Origin of the sequence: Brucella pseudintermedia (genome assembly GCF_008932435.1) — a bacterium.
Taxonomy (GTDB): domain Bacteria; phylum Pseudomonadota; class Alphaproteobacteria; order Rhizobiales; family Rhizobiaceae; genus Brucella; species Brucella pseudintermedia.
On sequence record NZ_WBWE01000008.1, the window covers coordinates 118,033 to 132,532 of the forward strand.

The window sequence follows — 14,500 nt, forward strand, 5'->3', positions numbered from 1 at the left end:
CGGATCAGGCGATGAAATCGCTCTGCGTGCCGTGTGCTTCAATGGCCTGCGCGAGGCGCTGCAGCGCATGGACATAGGCCGCCGAGCGGACCGTCACCTTGTGCTCTCTCGCATGGTTCCAGATGGCGCGGCCTTCGCGTTCCATGATGGTCTTGAGGCGCTCATGGATTTCCTCAAGCGTCCAGTAATAGCCCTGACGGTTCTGCACCCATTCGAAATAGGAAACCGTCACGCCGCCGGCATTGGCCAGAATATCCGGCAGAACGACGATGCCCTTTTCTTCCAGTATCTTGTCGGCTTCCGGCGTAACGGGACCGTTTGCAAGCTCGACAATCAGCTTGGCCTTGATGGATGCCGCATTGTCCGCATGGATCATGTTTTCCATGGCGCTCGGCACCAGAACATCGCATTCGGCGGCAAGCAGCTCATCGGCGGTGATCGCTTCATGGCCGTTGGCGCCGGCGGTCGAAACGACCGACTTGTTCTGTGCCTTCGCTTCCAGAAGCGCGTCGAGATCGAGGCCGTTTGCGCAGTAAACCGCGCCAGCCGAATCCGACACGGCGACGATCTTGTGACCGTCGCTCGCCATCAGCTTGGCAATGAACTGGCCGGCATTGCCGAAACCCTGAACCGTGACGCGAAGCTGCGCGGCAAGGCCCAGATCCTGCGACAGGTGACGCACGAGATAGAAGCCGCCGCGCGCCGTCGCATCGTTGCGGCCGAGCGAGCCGCCGAGCGCCAGCGGCTTGCCGGTGATGACGGCGGGCGAGGACTGGCCGACGATCTGCGAATATTCATCCGCCATCCAGCCCATGATCATGGAATTGGTGTAGACGTCCGGTGCCGGAATGTCGCGGTCCGGGCCGATAATGCCGGAGAAAGCCTGGATATAGGCGCGCGAAAGGCGCTCCAGCTCGGCCTTGGAAAGCTGGCGCGGGTCGACCTGGATAGCGCCCTTGCCGCCGCCATAAGGCAGGTTCATCACGGCGCATTTGAAGGTCATCCAGAAGGCCAGCGTCTCGACTTCTTCGGCGGTTGATTCGGGATGGTAGCGGATGCCGCCCTTGGTCGGTCCGCGCGTGTCGTCATAGCGGCAGCGCCACGCAAGAAAGGATTTTCGCGAGCCGTCATCCATGCGAATCATCAGTCGCACTTTCATGGTCTCACGTGCATATTTCAGCTTCTCGATAACATCCGCATCGATGTTGATGTGGCTTGCCGCCTCATCCAGACGGACGAGTGCACTTTCGAGTAGATTCTCCTTAGTCACGGAATCACCTTTCTTGCGTTTCTTTTATTTTGGACGCGATTTTACGAAAGAATGCGTAGACCTTTGCGCAACAAAAGAAAAGGAAAAAGGACAATAATGTTGTCCTATTTTACAGGGGGCATTTTTGAAACTGCTTTGCCGCGGCGTCACAGAACCCGGCTGGCGCCGCAGGCTCCGGATCAGGCGCGGGATGATGTCGCGAAATGGTGGCCATGTCGTATTTGTGGCGTCTTTTGACGCAAGCCTGCTGTCGGGTTGGAAACGGACACAATAGAAATATCATCAAAGGCTTCGCTTGTGCCGGAAGGGTGCTTGCGGCCCGCGAAACTGGTTGGTGTCCATGTCCCGTTTTTCTGCAGCTTCGATTATCAAGAATGCGCTTTCCGGCAACAAGAACTGGAAGCCGCAATGGCCGAATGCCGAACCCAAGGCCGAATATGATGTGATCATTGTCGGCGCTGGCGGGCATGGTCTGGGGGCCGCCTATTATCTGGCCAAGGAACACGGCATCACCAATGTCGCGGTCATCGAAAAAGGCTGGCTCGGCGGCGGCAATACGGGCCGCAACACCACCATTATCCGCTCCAACTATCTCTATGACGAGAGCGCGCATCTCTACGAACATGCGATGAAGCTGTGGGAGGGTCTGAGCCAGGACCTGAACTATAACGTCATGTTCTCGCAGCGCGGCGTCATGATGCTGGCGCATACGGTGCATGACGTGCAGAGCTTCAAGCGCCATATTCACGCCAACCGCCTCAACGGCATCGACAATGAATGGCTGACCAAGGAGCAGGCGAAGGAATATTGCCCGCCGCTCGATATTTCGCCCAATGCCCGCTATCCGGTGGTGGGCGCCACCCTGCAGCGGCGCGGCGGCGTCGCCCGTCATGACGCGGTTGCCTGGGGCTATGCGCGCGGCGCGACCGAGCGCGGCGTCGATATCATCCAGAACTGCCCGGTCACGGCCATCCGCCGCGACGCGTCGGGCCGCGTCACCGGCGTCGATACGCCACGCGGTTTCATCAAGGCCAAGAAAGTGGCGGTATCGGCTGCGGGCAGCACGTCGATTGTCATGGACACGGCAGGCGTTCGCATGCCGCTTGAAAGCTTCCCGCTGCAGGCGCTGGTGTCCGAGCCGGTCAAGCCGATCTTCCCCTGCGTGGTCATGTCCAACACGGTGCACGCCTATATCAGCCAGTCCGACAAGGGCGAGCTGGTGATCGGCTCTGGCACCGACCAATATGTGTCCTACAGCCAGCGCGGCGGCCTGCCGCTGATCGAGCATACGCTTGCCGCCATCTGCGAAGTCTTCCCGATCTTCACCCGCATGAGGATGCTGCGCAAATGGGGCGGCATCGTCGATGTCACGCCGGATCGTTCGCCGATCATCGGCAAGACGCCGGTGCCGGGGCTTTATGTCAATTGCGGCTGGGGCACGGGCGGCTTCAAGGCGACGCCGGGTTCGGCGCATGTCTTCGCCCACACGATTGCCCGCGATGAGCCGCACTGGATCAATGCACCCTTCACGCTGGAACGCTTCACCACCGGTCGCCTGATCGATGAAGCCGCCGCCGCGGCGGTTGCGCATTAAAGAGTAAGGGAACCACACACATGCTTCTTATCCGTTGCCCTTATTGCGAGATGGAACGCCCGGAGCTGGAATTTGCCTATGCGGGCGAAGCGCATATTGCGCGCCCTGCCGACCCGTCACAGCTTTCCGATGATGAATGGCGCGATTTCCTGTTCACGCGCTCCAATCCACGCGGCACCCATTTTGAGCGCTGGCGGCATATCAATGGCTGCGGCCGCTTCTTCAATGCGGTGCGCGACACGGTGAGCGACAAGTTCGCGATGACCTACAAGGCCGGTGAACCCCGTCCTGCTTTGGCAGAAACTCCGGCTGCGGAGACGAAATAATGACCGATATGCGCATTCACAACAAAGGCCGCGTCAACAAGGCCAAGTCCGTGCGGTTCACCTTCAACGGCAAGGCCTATTCCGGCTTTGAAGGCGATACGCTCGCTTCCGCGCTTCTGGCCAACGGCGAGCATCTGGCCGGTCGTTCGTTCAAATATCACCGTCCGCGCGGCATTCTTTCCGCCGGTTCCGAAGAGCCGAATGCGCTGATGGGCGTTTCACGCGGGCCGGGCCGTTTCGAGCCGAACACCCGCGCCACGGTGCTGGAACTCTATGACGGCCTGAAAGCCGAAACCCAGAACCACTGGCCGTCGCTGAAGCACGATGTCGGCGCGATCAATGATGCGTTCTACATGTTCTTCTCGGCAGGCTTTTACTACAAGACATTCATGTGGCCGAAGAGCTTCTGGAACAAGGTCTATGAGCCTTTCATCCGGGGTGCTGCCGGTCTTGGCAAATCGCCCTCCGAGCCCGATCCGGACACTTATGCCAGCCGCTATGCCTATTGCGACGTGCTGGTTGCCGGTGGCGGGCCTGCCGGTCTTGCCGCAGCACTTGAGGCCGCGAAAAGCGGTGCGAAAGTGATCATCTGCGACGAGCAGGCGGAAATGGGCGGCTCGCTTCTCTCCGAGCCGGAGCCGGTCATCAATGGTCGCGCAAGCTGGGACTGGCTCAGCGAAACCGTTGCTGCGCTCAAGGCCAATCCGAACGTCACGCTTTTGCCGCGCACCACGGCCATCGGCTATTACCATCAGAACATGGTCGGCCTTTGCGAGCGCCTGACCGACCATCAGGCCAAGCCCGCCTCCAACGCGCCGCGTGAACGCATGTGGCGCGTGCGCGCCAAGCAGGTGGTGTTGGCGCAGGGCGCGATTGAAAAGCCGCTGGTCTTTGCAGGCAATGACCGTCCGGGCGTGATGCTGGCCTCCGCCGCGCGAACCTATCTCAACCGCTATGGGGTCAAGGTCGGCAATCAGGCTGTCGTCGTCACCTCGCATGACAGCGCATGGCTTGCCGCTTTCGATCTCGCGGTCGCAGGCGTCAAGGTTCCGGCCATCATCGATGTGCGTTCAAGCGTTGCCGACAGCCTCCTCAACCGCGCAAAAATGCTCGGCATCGAGATACTCACCGGCTGGACTGTGACGGACACAGGCGGACGCCATCGCGTTTCGTCCGTGCGCGCCAATCCGGTTTCCAATGGCAAAGTTGGTGCCGCGCGCACGATTGCCTGCGACGTATTGCTGATGTCCGGCGGCTGGAATCCGAGCGTGCATCTGTTCTCGCACACGAAAGGCTCGCTGGTCTGGGATGAGACTCGCCAGATTTATCTGCCGGGCGAACGCACCGAGGAAAGCCGCTGTGCCGGTGCGGGCAATGGCAATTTCGACCTTGCTTCCGCGCTTCGCGAAGGCGCGGAAGCGGGTGCCGCCGCCGCCCGCGATGCGGGCCACAAGGCGAAGGCCGCCGATTATGCCGTGGCCGGTGATTTCATCTGCGATGGCATAAGCTGCCGCGAACTGCCGACGGATCGCGATCCGGGCAAGGCCAAGGCTTTCATCGATTTCCAGAACGATGTGACCGCCAAGGATATTCGTCTGGCCGTGCGTGAGGGCTTCCACTCCATCGAGCACGTCAAGCGCTATACCACCAACGGCATGGCGACCGATCAGGGCAAGACGTCCAACATCAACGGTCTGGCTGTTGCCGCCGATGCGCTCAAGCGCCCGACGCCGCAGGTTGGCCTCACCACCTTCCGCCCGCCTTATACGCCGACGACCTTCGGTGCGTTCTGCGGCTATAATCGCGGAAAACTGTTCGATGTGACGCGCAAGACGCCAATCGATAGCTGGGCCGAACAGCATGGCGCGGCTTTCGAGCCGGTCTCGCTGTGGCGGCGCGCATGGTACTTCCCGAAAGCGGGTGAAGACATGCATCAGGCCGTGGCGCGCGAATGCAAGGCGACCCGCCAGTCGCTCGGCATGTTCGACGCTTCCACCCTTGGCAAGATCGAAGTGGTTGGCCCGGATGCAGCGGAATTCATGAACCGCATGTACACCAATCCATGGACCAAGCTTGGCGTGGGGCGCTGCCGCTATGGCCTGCTGCTCGGTGAGGACGGCTTCATCCGCGATGACGGTGTTGTCGGGCGTCTGACGCAGGATCGCTTCCATGTGACGACCACGACCGGCGGTGCCGCACGCGTTCTCAACATGATGGAAGACTATCTCCAGACCGAATGGCCGGAGCTGAAAGTCTCGCTCACCTCCACCACCGAACAGTGGGCCGTGGTGGCGATCAACGGTCCGAATGCGCGCAAGCTCATCGAGCCGATGGTCGAGGGCCTGGACATTTCGGACGAAGCCTTCCCGCATATGTCGGTCGCCGAATGCACATTCCTCGGTGTGCCTGCGCGTCTGTTCCGCATGAGCTTCACGGGCGAGCTGGGCTATGAAATCAACGTGCCTGCCCGTTACGGCCTGTCGCTGTGGAAGGCGCTTTATGAGGCCGGCCAGCAATATGACATCACGCCTTACGGCACCGAAACCATGCACGTTCTGCGTGCCGAAAAAGGCTATATCATTGTCGGTCAGGATACGGATGGCACCGTGACGCCGGATGATGCAAGCCTTGGCTGGGCCATCGGCAAGCAGAAGCCCGATTTCGTCGGCAAGCGCTCGCTGTCGCGCCCCGACATGCTGAAAAAGGACCGCAAGCATCTGGTTGGCCTGCTGACCAGAGACCCGAAGCTGGTTCTGGAAGAAGGCGCGCAGATTGTCGCCGATCCGAAACAGCCGCTGCCCATGACCATGCTCGGTCATGTCACCTCGTCCTATTGGAGCGAAACGCTTGGCCGCTCCATCGCCATGGCGCTGGTGTCAGGCGGCAAGGATCGCATGGGTGAAACGCTCTATATGCCGATGCCGGATGGCAGCGTGCATGAAGCCACCGTGTCGGGCATGGTCTTCTATGATCCCGAAGGCAAGAAGTTGAATGGCAACGGATAAGGATCGAACCATGCTCGTTGAAACCAAACCTTATTCGAACCGCAAGGTGGTCATTCCCGGCCGTCTGGAAATCCACGCAGCCGATGATGCGGCTCGCTTTATCCTGCGCATTGCCCCGGCAAAACTGCCGCTGGCTGAAAAGGCGCTGGGTGCAAAAATCCCCGCCAAGATCGGCGATCTTGTCCGCACCGGCGATATCGCCGTTGCCTGTATCGGACCGGACGAATGGTATATCTGGGCGGATGAGAGCAAGGGGACGGCCATTGTTGCGGCTTTCGCCAAGCTTTATGAAAGTGAGCCGCACAGCCTGACGGAAGTGAGCCATCGCGAGACGGGCATCGACATTACAGGCCCCAAGGCCGAATGGCTGCTCAATGCCGCATCGCCGCTCAATCTGGCTGAAATGCAGGCGCCGGGCGCGGCCCGCACCATCTTCGACCATGCCCAGATCATCCTGCTGAAATGGGATGCGGATCATTACCGTATCGAAGTGTGGAACTCATTCGCCGATCATGTCTGGACCTTGCTGGAACTGGCCAGCAACGAGGTCGAACTCGCAATCTGATCGAAAAAACGCCGCCCGACCGGGCGGCGTTTTTGCGTTATGCGACTTCTCCTTCCCTCACCATGAGGGCCCTAAAGCTTCCAGAGACGCGTTGCATTCCCGGACAAGAGGCGGGCTTTTTCGTCATTGCTGCATCCTTCGAGAAGCGCGTGGGTGGTGGCAACCCATGTCGAAAGCCCGGCATCGACATTGCTCGCTAGTGTACAGACCGGCCAGTCGCTTCCCCAGACAACACGGTCCCAGCCGAACGACTGGATAACATGTTCGACATAGGGGCGGACGGTATCGACGGTCCAGTTTGCCGCGTCTGCATAGGCGACCACGCCGGAAATCTTGGCGACCACATTTTCGCGTTGCGAAATCGTGGCAATGCCCTTCTGCCAGCTTTCCAGCGCGCCTGATTTGATGTCCGGCACGCCGCAGTGATCGAGCACGAATTGCACGCCGGGCGCGAGGTCGGCGAGCGCCAGCACCTTGTCGATCTGATGCGGCAATGTGCAGAGATCGAAGGTCAGGCCGGTGCCTTCCAGCCGCTTGATATTCTCGCGGAAAAGGGCGCCCTCGGAAACATCGTCCGGCACCACATGCAGCACGCGGCGAAAGCCCTTGATGAAGGGATTGCCGCGGCTCTGTTCGAGATATTCGGCAAAGCCCGGTGCTTCCGGGCGGCAGGAGGCGATTGCGCCCTTGATGAAGCCGCCCGAGTGTCCGGAAATCTCCTGAATATGGTCCGTTTCAGACTGAATGGCGTCGGCTGCCACATCCACTTCCATATGCAGCGCCGCCGCGATGCCGCAGCGCTCTGCCTGCATCCGATAGGTCTCGAACAGAAAGTCGCGGTTGAGCGCCGGAACGCCGTCCAGCCATGGATAATTCAACGCGCCTTTGTCGATCAGATGCAGATGGGTATCGATAATCATGAAAAACGTCCTCCTCCCGCATAGTTTCAAAAAAGAAGAGAGTTTTCAAATAAGAATTACTGGCAATCCGCTACTCCATGGCTCCGATATCGGAGCCGACCAGTTTTGACAGGTCCTTGACCGTCTTTTGCAGCAGGCCGATGGTCTGCGTAATGTCGGGGGCGGAAGCCGAGTTGACGAGCGTCACATAGGGGCAGGTCAGCGAGGCTATGCAGGTGCCGTCCGGGCCGAGAATGGGCGCGGAAAGGTTATAGACGCCTGCCACCTGCGCGCTCGGCATCATTTCATAACCGCGCTCGCGGATCTGGTCGAGGCGCTCGTAGAAGTCTTGATCGAGCTTTACGCTTTCGACGTCCTTTGCATATTCGGCAATCATCATCCGGCGTTCTTCGGGAGAACGGAAGGCGAGAAGCACATGGCCGGAACCGGTGTCGAACAGGCTGATATGCGAGCCGACGCGGATAGAAATGCCCCAGTAATCCGGAGCTTCCTGCTGTGCGATGACCACGACAGACCCGCGGTCGAACACGGCAAGCTGGTTGGCCTGTCTCGAGCGGTCCGCCAGTTCGCGCATGAAGGGCGTGGCAAAGGAAGCGAGCCTGCGCACCGGGGCATGGAGATGCGCCAGACCGAACAGCTTGAGCGTCAGCGAATAGCGGTCGCCTTCCAGCTTGGTCACGTATCCGCGCTTCACCAGCCGGTCCAGCATCCGGTAAAATTCATTGGGGCTGCGGTCGAGATGCTTGGCGATTTCCGCCTGCGTCAGCCCGCCATCCACGCTTGCAAGCAGTTCCAGAATATCCAGCCCCTTGTCCAGCGCCGGGGCGCGATAGCGATCCTCTGTTTCCAAGTGAACTCCCCTTGTGAATATCATTCTTCATATACGAAGAGCCGCGGATTCGAAAGGTGCAAACAGGCAGAGAGAGCCTTGACCAGATTTGCATAATATGTTTGCATATAAATAATCAATTTACAATTGGGGGCGGTCCGGGAGCCGCCCGCCGGGAGGAAGAAGGTGCAAGACGAGTTTCAGGGCGAGTTTGAGGGCGCCTACGATCCTTGCAATCAGCATCATGCCAATCAACCCGGTTGCTTTTTCCCACGGTTATGATCGTCTGCGATTCATATCGGAATACGCTTAATCAGCGGGATGACCACATTCTGCTTGTCGAACGGAAGGCTTGAAAATGACGATACGTTTTGATGGAAAAACCGCGCTGGTAACAGCCGCAGCGCAAGGGATCGGCCGTGCAAGCGCGCTGGCCTTTGCGGAGGCAGGCGCGAAGGTTTACGCGACCGACATCAACACCGATGCCCTCAAGGAAATCGAAGGCGTCAACGGCATCATCACACGCAAGCTCAACGTGCTTGACGATGAGCAGGTGAAGGCGCTTGTCGCCGAAATCGGGCAGGTGGATATCCTGTTCAACTGCGCCGGTGTCGTCCATGGCGGCTCGATCCTCGAAATGAAGGACGAAGACCTCGATTTTGCGGTCAATCTCAACATCCGTTCGATGATCCGCACCATCCGCGCCGTGCTGCCGGGCATGCTGGAACGCAAGGACGGCGCCATCGTCAACATGGCTTCTGTCGCGTCGAGCGTGAAGGGCGTGCCGAACCGCTTTGCCTATGGCGTCACCAAGGCGGCCGTTATCGGCCTCACCAAGGCGGTCGCGGCTGACTACGTTGCCAAGGGCATCCGCTGCAACGCCATCTGCCCCGGCACGGTGGAAAGCCCATCCTTGCAGGAGCGCCTGCGCGCGCAAGGCGATTATGAAGAGCAGCGTGCCGCCTTCATCGCCCGCCAGCCGATTGGCCGCATCGGCCAGCCGGAAGAAATCGCTGATCTTGCCGTTTATCTCGCTGGCGCGACCTACACCACCGGCCAAGCCTACAACATTGACGGAGGCTGGACGATCTAGGGCGGCCGATATTCAGTCTCTGGCGGCCTGCAAATGGCGCAGCCAGAGCGTCGACCACCCTGACGCCCTCTCTTTCATCCCCTCAAAGGAGTAACCTCATGAAATTTCTTCGTTACGGTGAAGCCGGTCAGGAAAAGCCGGGCATTCTCGATGCCGATGGCGCGATCCGCGATCTCTCCGCCCATGTAGGCGACCTCTCCGGCGCGGCGCTTGCCCCGGACGCACTGGCCAAGCTCGGCGCGATCGACGTCAATTCGCTGCCGAAGGTCGAAGGCAATCCGCGCCTTGGTCCCTGTGTCGCTGGCACCGGCAAATTCATCTGCATCGGCCTCAACTATTCCGACCATGCCGCCGAAACCGGAGCGGCGGTTCCGTCCGAACCGATCATCTTCATGAAGGCCACTTCCGCAATCGTCGGCCCGAATGACGATCTCGTCATCCCGCGCGGTTCGGAAAAGACCGACTGGGAAGTCGAACTTGGCATCGTCATCGGCAAGACCGCGAAATATGTCTCGGAAGAAGACGCCCTCGACTACGTGGCTGGCTATTGCACCATCCATGATGTGTCGGAACGCGCCTTCCAGATCGAGCGCCAGGGCCAGTGGACGAAGGGCAAGTCCTGCGACACGTTCGGCCCGACCGGTCCGTGGCTGGTGACGAAGGATGAGATCGAAGACCCGGAAAACCTCGGCATGTGGCTGAAGGTCAATGGCGAGACCATGCAGAACGGTTCGTCGAAGACGATGATCTACGGCATTCGCCACCTCGTTTCCTACCTGTCGCAGTTCATGTCCTTGCAGCCGGGCGATATCATCTCCACCGGCACGCCTCCCGGCGTCGGCATGGGCATGAAGCCGCCTCGCTATCTCAAGGCTGGCGATGTCGTGGAACTCGGCATCGAAGGCCTCGGCTCGCAGAAGCAGAACGTGCGCGCTGACATCTAGGCTTTTGTTGAAGCATGGTCCCGAAACTGTTCCGATGTTTTGGGATCATGCCCTGATCACGGATAAATCATGACGAAAATCACTGACCTGCGTGTCTTCGATCTGCGCTTCCCGACTTCGCAAAGTCTGGACGGTTCCGACGCGATGAACCCGGACCCGGATTACTCCGCGGCCTATGTCATTCTCGATACGGATGACGAGGCGCTGAAGGGGCACGGCCTCACTTTCACCATCGGTCGCGGCAACGATATTTGCTGCCAGGCGATTCTCGCCATGCGGCATCTGGTGGTCGGCGCCTCGCTGGAAGACTTCCGCGCGGCCCCCGGCAAGTTCTGGCGCTATCTGACCGGCGACAGCCAGCTGCGCTGGATCGGCCCGGACAAGGGCGCGATGCATCTGGCCACCGGCGCGGTCGTCAATGCGTTCTGGGATCTGCTGGCCAAGCAGGCGGGCAAGCCCGTATGGCGGCTTGTGGCCGACATGTCGCCGGAAGAAATCGCCGACATCGTCGACTATCGCTACCTCACCGATGCGCTGACGCGCGACGAGGCTGTCGAAATTCTGCGTAAAGCGCAGAGCGGCAAGGCAGAACGTATCGCCACGCTGGAGGCGGAAGGCTATGCCTGTTACACGACCTCGGCTGGCTGGCTCGGCTATGACGACGACAAGCTGCGCCGTCTGTGCCAGGAAGCCATCGATGAGGGCTTCAACCACGTCAAGATGAAGGTCGGCCGCGATCTCGAGGACGATATTCGCCGCCTCACCATTGCCCGCGAAGTGATCGGCCCCGACCGTTACCTGATGATCGACGCCAATCAGGTGTGGGAAGTCGATCAGGCAATCGAGTGGGTCAACAAGCTGGCCTTCTCCAAGCCGTTCTTCATCGAAGAGCCGACCAGCCCGGATGATGTTGCTGGCCACCGCAAGATTCGCGAAGCCATTGGCGACGTGAAGGTCGCGACCGGCGAAATGTGCCAGAACCGCATCATGTTCAAGCAGTTCATCGCGGAAGGCGCCATCGACATCGTGCAGATCGATTCGTGCCGCATGGGTGGCCTGAACGAAGTTCTGGCGGTGTTGCTGATTGCCGCCAAGTTTGGCAAGCCGGTCTGGCCGCATGCGGGCGGCGTCGGCTTGTGCGAATATGTGCAGCACCTGTCGATGATCGACTATGTGGCCGTTTCAGGCACAAAGGAAGGCCGCGTGATCGAATATGTCGATCATCTGCACGAACACTTCATCGATCCGTGCGTCATCAGGAACGCGGCCTATATGCCGCCGTCGCTGCCGGGTTTCTCCATCGAGATGAAGCCGCAATCGATTGCGGAATATACGTTCAAGGGCTGAACGCCATCATTCTTGAATGCAGAAAAGCCGCGCCGGAAAGCGCGGCTTTTTCGCTTATAGAAAGCGGATCATCAGCGCGCCGGTCAGAAGCAGGAGGGCGCCGGCAATGCGCCCGGCGGTGATTTCGCGCACGGCAACGCCCATGAAGCCGATGCGGTCGGCAGCAAGCCCGGCCATCAACTGTCCGGCGACCGCGAGACCCATCACGGCGGCGGCCCCAATGCGCGGCGTGAGCAGCACCGATGCGGTCACATAGATGCAGCCAAGCGCACCGCCCGCCACGAACAGCCAGCCCGCAGGCACGTTGAAGGCGGGCATGGTGCCTGTCGCGCGCGCGGTAATGCCCGCGATGATGGCAAGTATGACGGCACCCGCCAGAAATGAAATCGCGGCAGCCGTTACCGGTGAGCCCAGACCGCGCGCCAAGGCTGCATTGATGGGTGCCTGAATGGCAATACAGGCACCGGAAAGGATGCCGAACAACGTCCAGAGCATGGAAATTTCCTTATATGGAGAACCGGCTGAAACTTGGCACTACAGTTGCATTCTTCGTGATGCAGGACTGCAAAGAGCAATTTGCATTCGCATAATCCTGAAAAGCCTGCAACTTTTCGGGATTACGCAAAGCTTCTGGTGTGTGAAAATCACTCTTTTCGCCACGGCGTGACGACTTTGCAACCGTAGTGTCAAGCGGCGCGTTTATCAGTTGCTGTGACAGACAGGTGCAGGCCAAGGGCCTTCATGACGCCGAGCAAGGTCGATAGCTTTGGATCGCCGTTCTCGCTTAGGGAGCGGTAAAGGGCTTCACGGGTAATTCCGGCTTCTTTAGCGACAGTAGTCATGCCGATGGAACGGGCTACGTCACCAAGAGCATGCGCAACAAGGGAAGGGTCGCCATCTTCAAAGGCCGCTTCCAGATAGGCAACACGCTCTTCCGGCGTCTTGAGGTGATCGAGAACATCAAAACGGGTGGTTTCAAGGACCATTCTAAATCTCCTTCGCCATTTGTTTCGCCAGCGCAATATCCCGGCCCTGTGATGACTTGTCGCCGCCACACAGCAGAACAACGATAGTTGTTCCCATAGATACGAAATAAACCCGATAGCCGGGCCGTACGTAATGCGCATTTCGCTCACGCCTTCGCCGACAGATTTCACATCGCCGGGATTGCCCAGTTCCATGCGGCGGATCCGAGCGACAATCCGCAATCGTGCATTGGTATCACGAAGCTCATCAAGCCACTTGGCGAAAGAGGTGGTTTGGCGGACTTCGATCATGCGTAATCTATAGATCACATCGCTAATCTGGTCAATATAAACGTGATTTGTAGGTTACCTGACGCACGGCAGGAATCACCTGCCAACGTGTTGCACGATGTCGCATGGACAATGTTGCAACCTATATTCCGGGCAAATATGAGCCTTGATCTGGAATAGCTCTTTAAATTTATTTGATTTTGGAGTGGTGCCCGGAGGCGGATTCGAACCACCGACACGCGGATTTTCAATCCGCTGCTCTACCAACTGAGCTATCCGGGCATACGTAACAAGCGATTTGCTCGTTCAGGGCGGTGTTGGTTCCCGCCGGAAGTGGGTGGGTTATAGCATTAAATTTCGCGCTGTCCAGCACCGTATCGCAATTTTTATCAGCTTTTCTCACAGTTTCGATAAATAGCTGATTTTATTGGAGTAAGATCGTTTGGAAGAGGTTTAGTTCCCTTCTTCTTCCTCTTCGTCGATTGGCTTTCCCGGCAGCACATAGCTGCCCGACAGCCAGCGATTGAGGTCGATGCTTTTGCACCGCGGCGAACAGAAGGGATAGGATTCGCGCGTTGAAGGTTTTCCGCATTCCGGGCAGGGGCGCGTCGGACGCAAGGGCGTCACCCGTGCGCCTGCTGCTGCCGATATGTCCTTCTTGTCACCCATGTCCTTGTCACCGTGTCCTTGTCACCCGTGTCCGTTCTCAGACTTTCCCGCTGCCCCAGTTGGCGTAAACCGGATAATCGACATCGTTCAGCAGGCCTACGGTTTCCTGAAGCGGCAAACCCACCACATTCGTATAGGACCCAACCAGTTTCACGACGAAGCTGCCAGCCAGTCCCTGGATAGCGTAGCCGCCCGCTTTCCCGCGCCATTCGCCCGATGAAAGATAGGCATCCATCTGCTGGCGGGAAAGGCGCTGGAAGCGAAGCCGCGTTTCAACCAGTGTGTGGCGCAGATTGCCGTTTGGCAAGACGAGGCTCACGCCGGTGAATACCTTGTGCGTGCGGCCCGAAAGCAGGCGCAGGCATTCCCGCGCTTCGTCGGCGATCTCGGCCTTGGGCAGAATGCGCCGGCCAACCGCCACAACCGTGTCGGCTGCAAGAATGAAGGCATGTGCGAAATTCGCATCGTCCTTCAACAATTCCTGTGCCTTGCGCGCCTTTTCCCGCGACAGACGTCGCGCCAGCGAGCGCGGGTGTTCCGCGCGCTGCGGCGTCTCATCTATATCGGCCGGATAAATATGATCCGGTTCGATGCCTGCCTGCCCCAGAAGCTCGATCCTGCGTGGAGAACCGGAGGCAAGAACCAGCTTGTGTTGCGCGCTCATCGAATAGACATGTCCCGG

The 14,500-nt window shown here is 59.2% G+C and carries 14 protein-coding genes, 1 tRNA gene and 1 pseudogene; 7 read left to right on the forward strand and 9 right to left on the reverse strand.

What is annotated here, in order from left to right:
• Positions 1 to 4 precede the first annotated feature (4 nt).
• Positions 5 to 1,270, reverse strand: a complete 1,266-nt coding sequence (locus F9K78_RS12055) for a Glu/Leu/Phe/Val family dehydrogenase (protein ID WP_121985695.1) — start codon at positions 1,268 to 1,270, stop codon at positions 5 to 7.
• 340 nt (positions 1,271 to 1,610) lie between these two features.
• On the opposite strand from F9K78_RS12055, the gene F9K78_RS12060 reads away from it, so the two are divergent.
• The 4 genes from F9K78_RS12060 to F9K78_RS12075 are packed head-to-tail and all read left to right on the forward strand — an operon-like array spanning position 1,611 to position 6,760.
• Positions 1,611 to 2,864 (forward strand): sarcosine oxidase subunit beta family protein, encoded by a 1,254-nt coding sequence (locus tag F9K78_RS12060; RefSeq protein WP_006465958.1) that lies wholly within the window; start codon positions 1,611 to 1,613, stop codon positions 2,862 to 2,864.
• Between the two features lie 20 nt (positions 2,865 to 2,884).
• Positions 2,885 to 3,190 carry a sarcosine oxidase subunit delta gene (locus F9K78_RS12065; protein ID WP_100647958.1) on the forward strand — a complete coding sequence of 102 codons (306 nt, stop codon included), beginning with the start codon at positions 2,885 to 2,887 and terminating at the stop codon, positions 3,188 to 3,190.
• Positions 3,190 to 6,195: a sarcosine oxidase subunit alpha gene (locus tag F9K78_RS12070; RefSeq protein WP_121985694.1), complete on the forward strand. Its 3,006-nt coding sequence runs from the start codon at positions 3,190 to 3,192 to the stop codon at positions 6,193 to 6,195. The genes F9K78_RS12065 and F9K78_RS12070 overlap by 1 nt, the downstream gene beginning before the upstream one ends.
• Before the next feature lie 10 nt (positions 6,196 to 6,205).
• Entirely contained in the window at positions 6,206 to 6,760 is a 555-nt protein-coding gene (locus F9K78_RS12075; RefSeq protein ID WP_121985805.1) for a sarcosine oxidase subunit gamma, read from the forward strand.
• Between the two features lie 71 nt (positions 6,761 to 6,831).
• Here the strand turns inward: F9K78_RS12075 and F9K78_RS12080 are convergent, their stop codons facing one another.
• Together F9K78_RS12080 and F9K78_RS12085 are read right to left on the reverse strand one after the other, a co-directional pair.
• Positions 6,832 to 7,680: an amidohydrolase family protein gene (locus F9K78_RS12080; RefSeq protein WP_121985693.1), complete on the reverse strand. Its 849-nt coding sequence runs from the start codon at positions 7,678 to 7,680 to the stop codon at positions 6,832 to 6,834.
• A gap of 70 nt (positions 7,681 to 7,750) precedes the next feature.
• Positions 7,751 to 8,554 carry an IclR family transcriptional regulator gene (locus tag F9K78_RS12085; RefSeq protein WP_174813442.1) on the reverse strand — a complete coding sequence of 268 codons (804 nt, stop codon included), beginning with the start codon at positions 8,552 to 8,554 and terminating at the stop codon, positions 7,751 to 7,753.
• 313 nt (positions 8,555 to 8,867) lie between these two features.
• On the opposite strand from F9K78_RS12085, the gene F9K78_RS12090 reads away from it, so the two are divergent.
• The 3 genes from F9K78_RS12090 (at position 8,868) to F9K78_RS12100 (ending at position 11,893) form a co-directional block, all read left to right on the forward strand.
• Complete coding sequence (locus F9K78_RS12090) at positions 8,868 to 9,602, forward strand: SDR family oxidoreductase (RefSeq protein ID WP_121985691.1); 735 nt, start codon at positions 8,868 to 8,870, stop codon at positions 9,600 to 9,602.
• Positions 9,603 to 9,700: 98 nt separating this feature from the next.
• Positions 9,701 to 10,546, forward strand: coding sequence for a fumarylacetoacetate hydrolase family protein (locus tag F9K78_RS12095; RefSeq protein WP_121985690.1), 846 nt, complete (start codon positions 9,701 to 9,703; stop codon positions 10,544 to 10,546).
• A gap of 69 nt (positions 10,547 to 10,615) precedes the next feature.
• Positions 10,616 to 11,893, forward strand: a complete 1,278-nt coding sequence (locus tag F9K78_RS12100) for an L-fuconate dehydratase (RefSeq protein WP_121985689.1) — start codon at positions 10,616 to 10,618, stop codon at positions 11,891 to 11,893.
• Between the two features lie 54 nt (positions 11,894 to 11,947).
• On the opposite strand, the gene F9K78_RS12105 is transcribed toward F9K78_RS12100, so the two are convergent.
• The 6 genes and pseudogenes from F9K78_RS12105 to F9K78_RS12130 all read right to left on the reverse strand — a co-directional run bounded on the left by F9K78_RS12105 (position 11,948) and on the right by F9K78_RS12130 (position 14,482).
• Complete coding sequence (locus F9K78_RS12105; RefSeq protein WP_121985688.1) at positions 11,948 to 12,388, reverse strand: DMT family transporter; 441 nt, start codon at positions 12,386 to 12,388, stop codon at positions 11,948 to 11,950.
• A 191-nt stretch (positions 12,389 to 12,579) separates the two neighbouring features.
• Positions 12,580 to 12,879: an addiction module antidote protein gene (locus F9K78_RS12110; protein ID WP_121985687.1), complete on the reverse strand. Its 300-nt coding sequence runs from the start codon at positions 12,877 to 12,879 to the stop codon at positions 12,580 to 12,582.
• A gap of 1 nt (position 12,880) precedes the next feature.
• Positions 12,881 to 13,170: pseudogene (locus tag F9K78_RS12115) on the reverse strand (type II toxin-antitoxin system RelE/ParE family toxin).
• 185 nt (positions 13,171 to 13,355) lie between these two features.
• A tRNA-Phe gene (locus tag F9K78_RS12120) sits at positions 13,356 to 13,431 on the reverse strand.
• A gap of 171 nt (positions 13,432 to 13,602) precedes the next feature.
• Complete coding sequence (yacG, locus tag F9K78_RS12125) at positions 13,603 to 13,818, reverse strand: DNA gyrase inhibitor YacG (protein WP_121982853.1); 216 nt, start codon at positions 13,816 to 13,818, stop codon at positions 13,603 to 13,605.
• A 37-nt stretch (positions 13,819 to 13,855) separates the two neighbouring features.
• Positions 13,856 to 14,482 carry a Maf-like protein gene (locus F9K78_RS12130; protein WP_121985686.1) on the reverse strand — a complete coding sequence of 209 codons (627 nt, stop codon included), beginning with the start codon at positions 14,480 to 14,482 and terminating at the stop codon, positions 13,856 to 13,858.
• Positions 14,483 to 14,500: the final 18 nt, after the last annotated feature.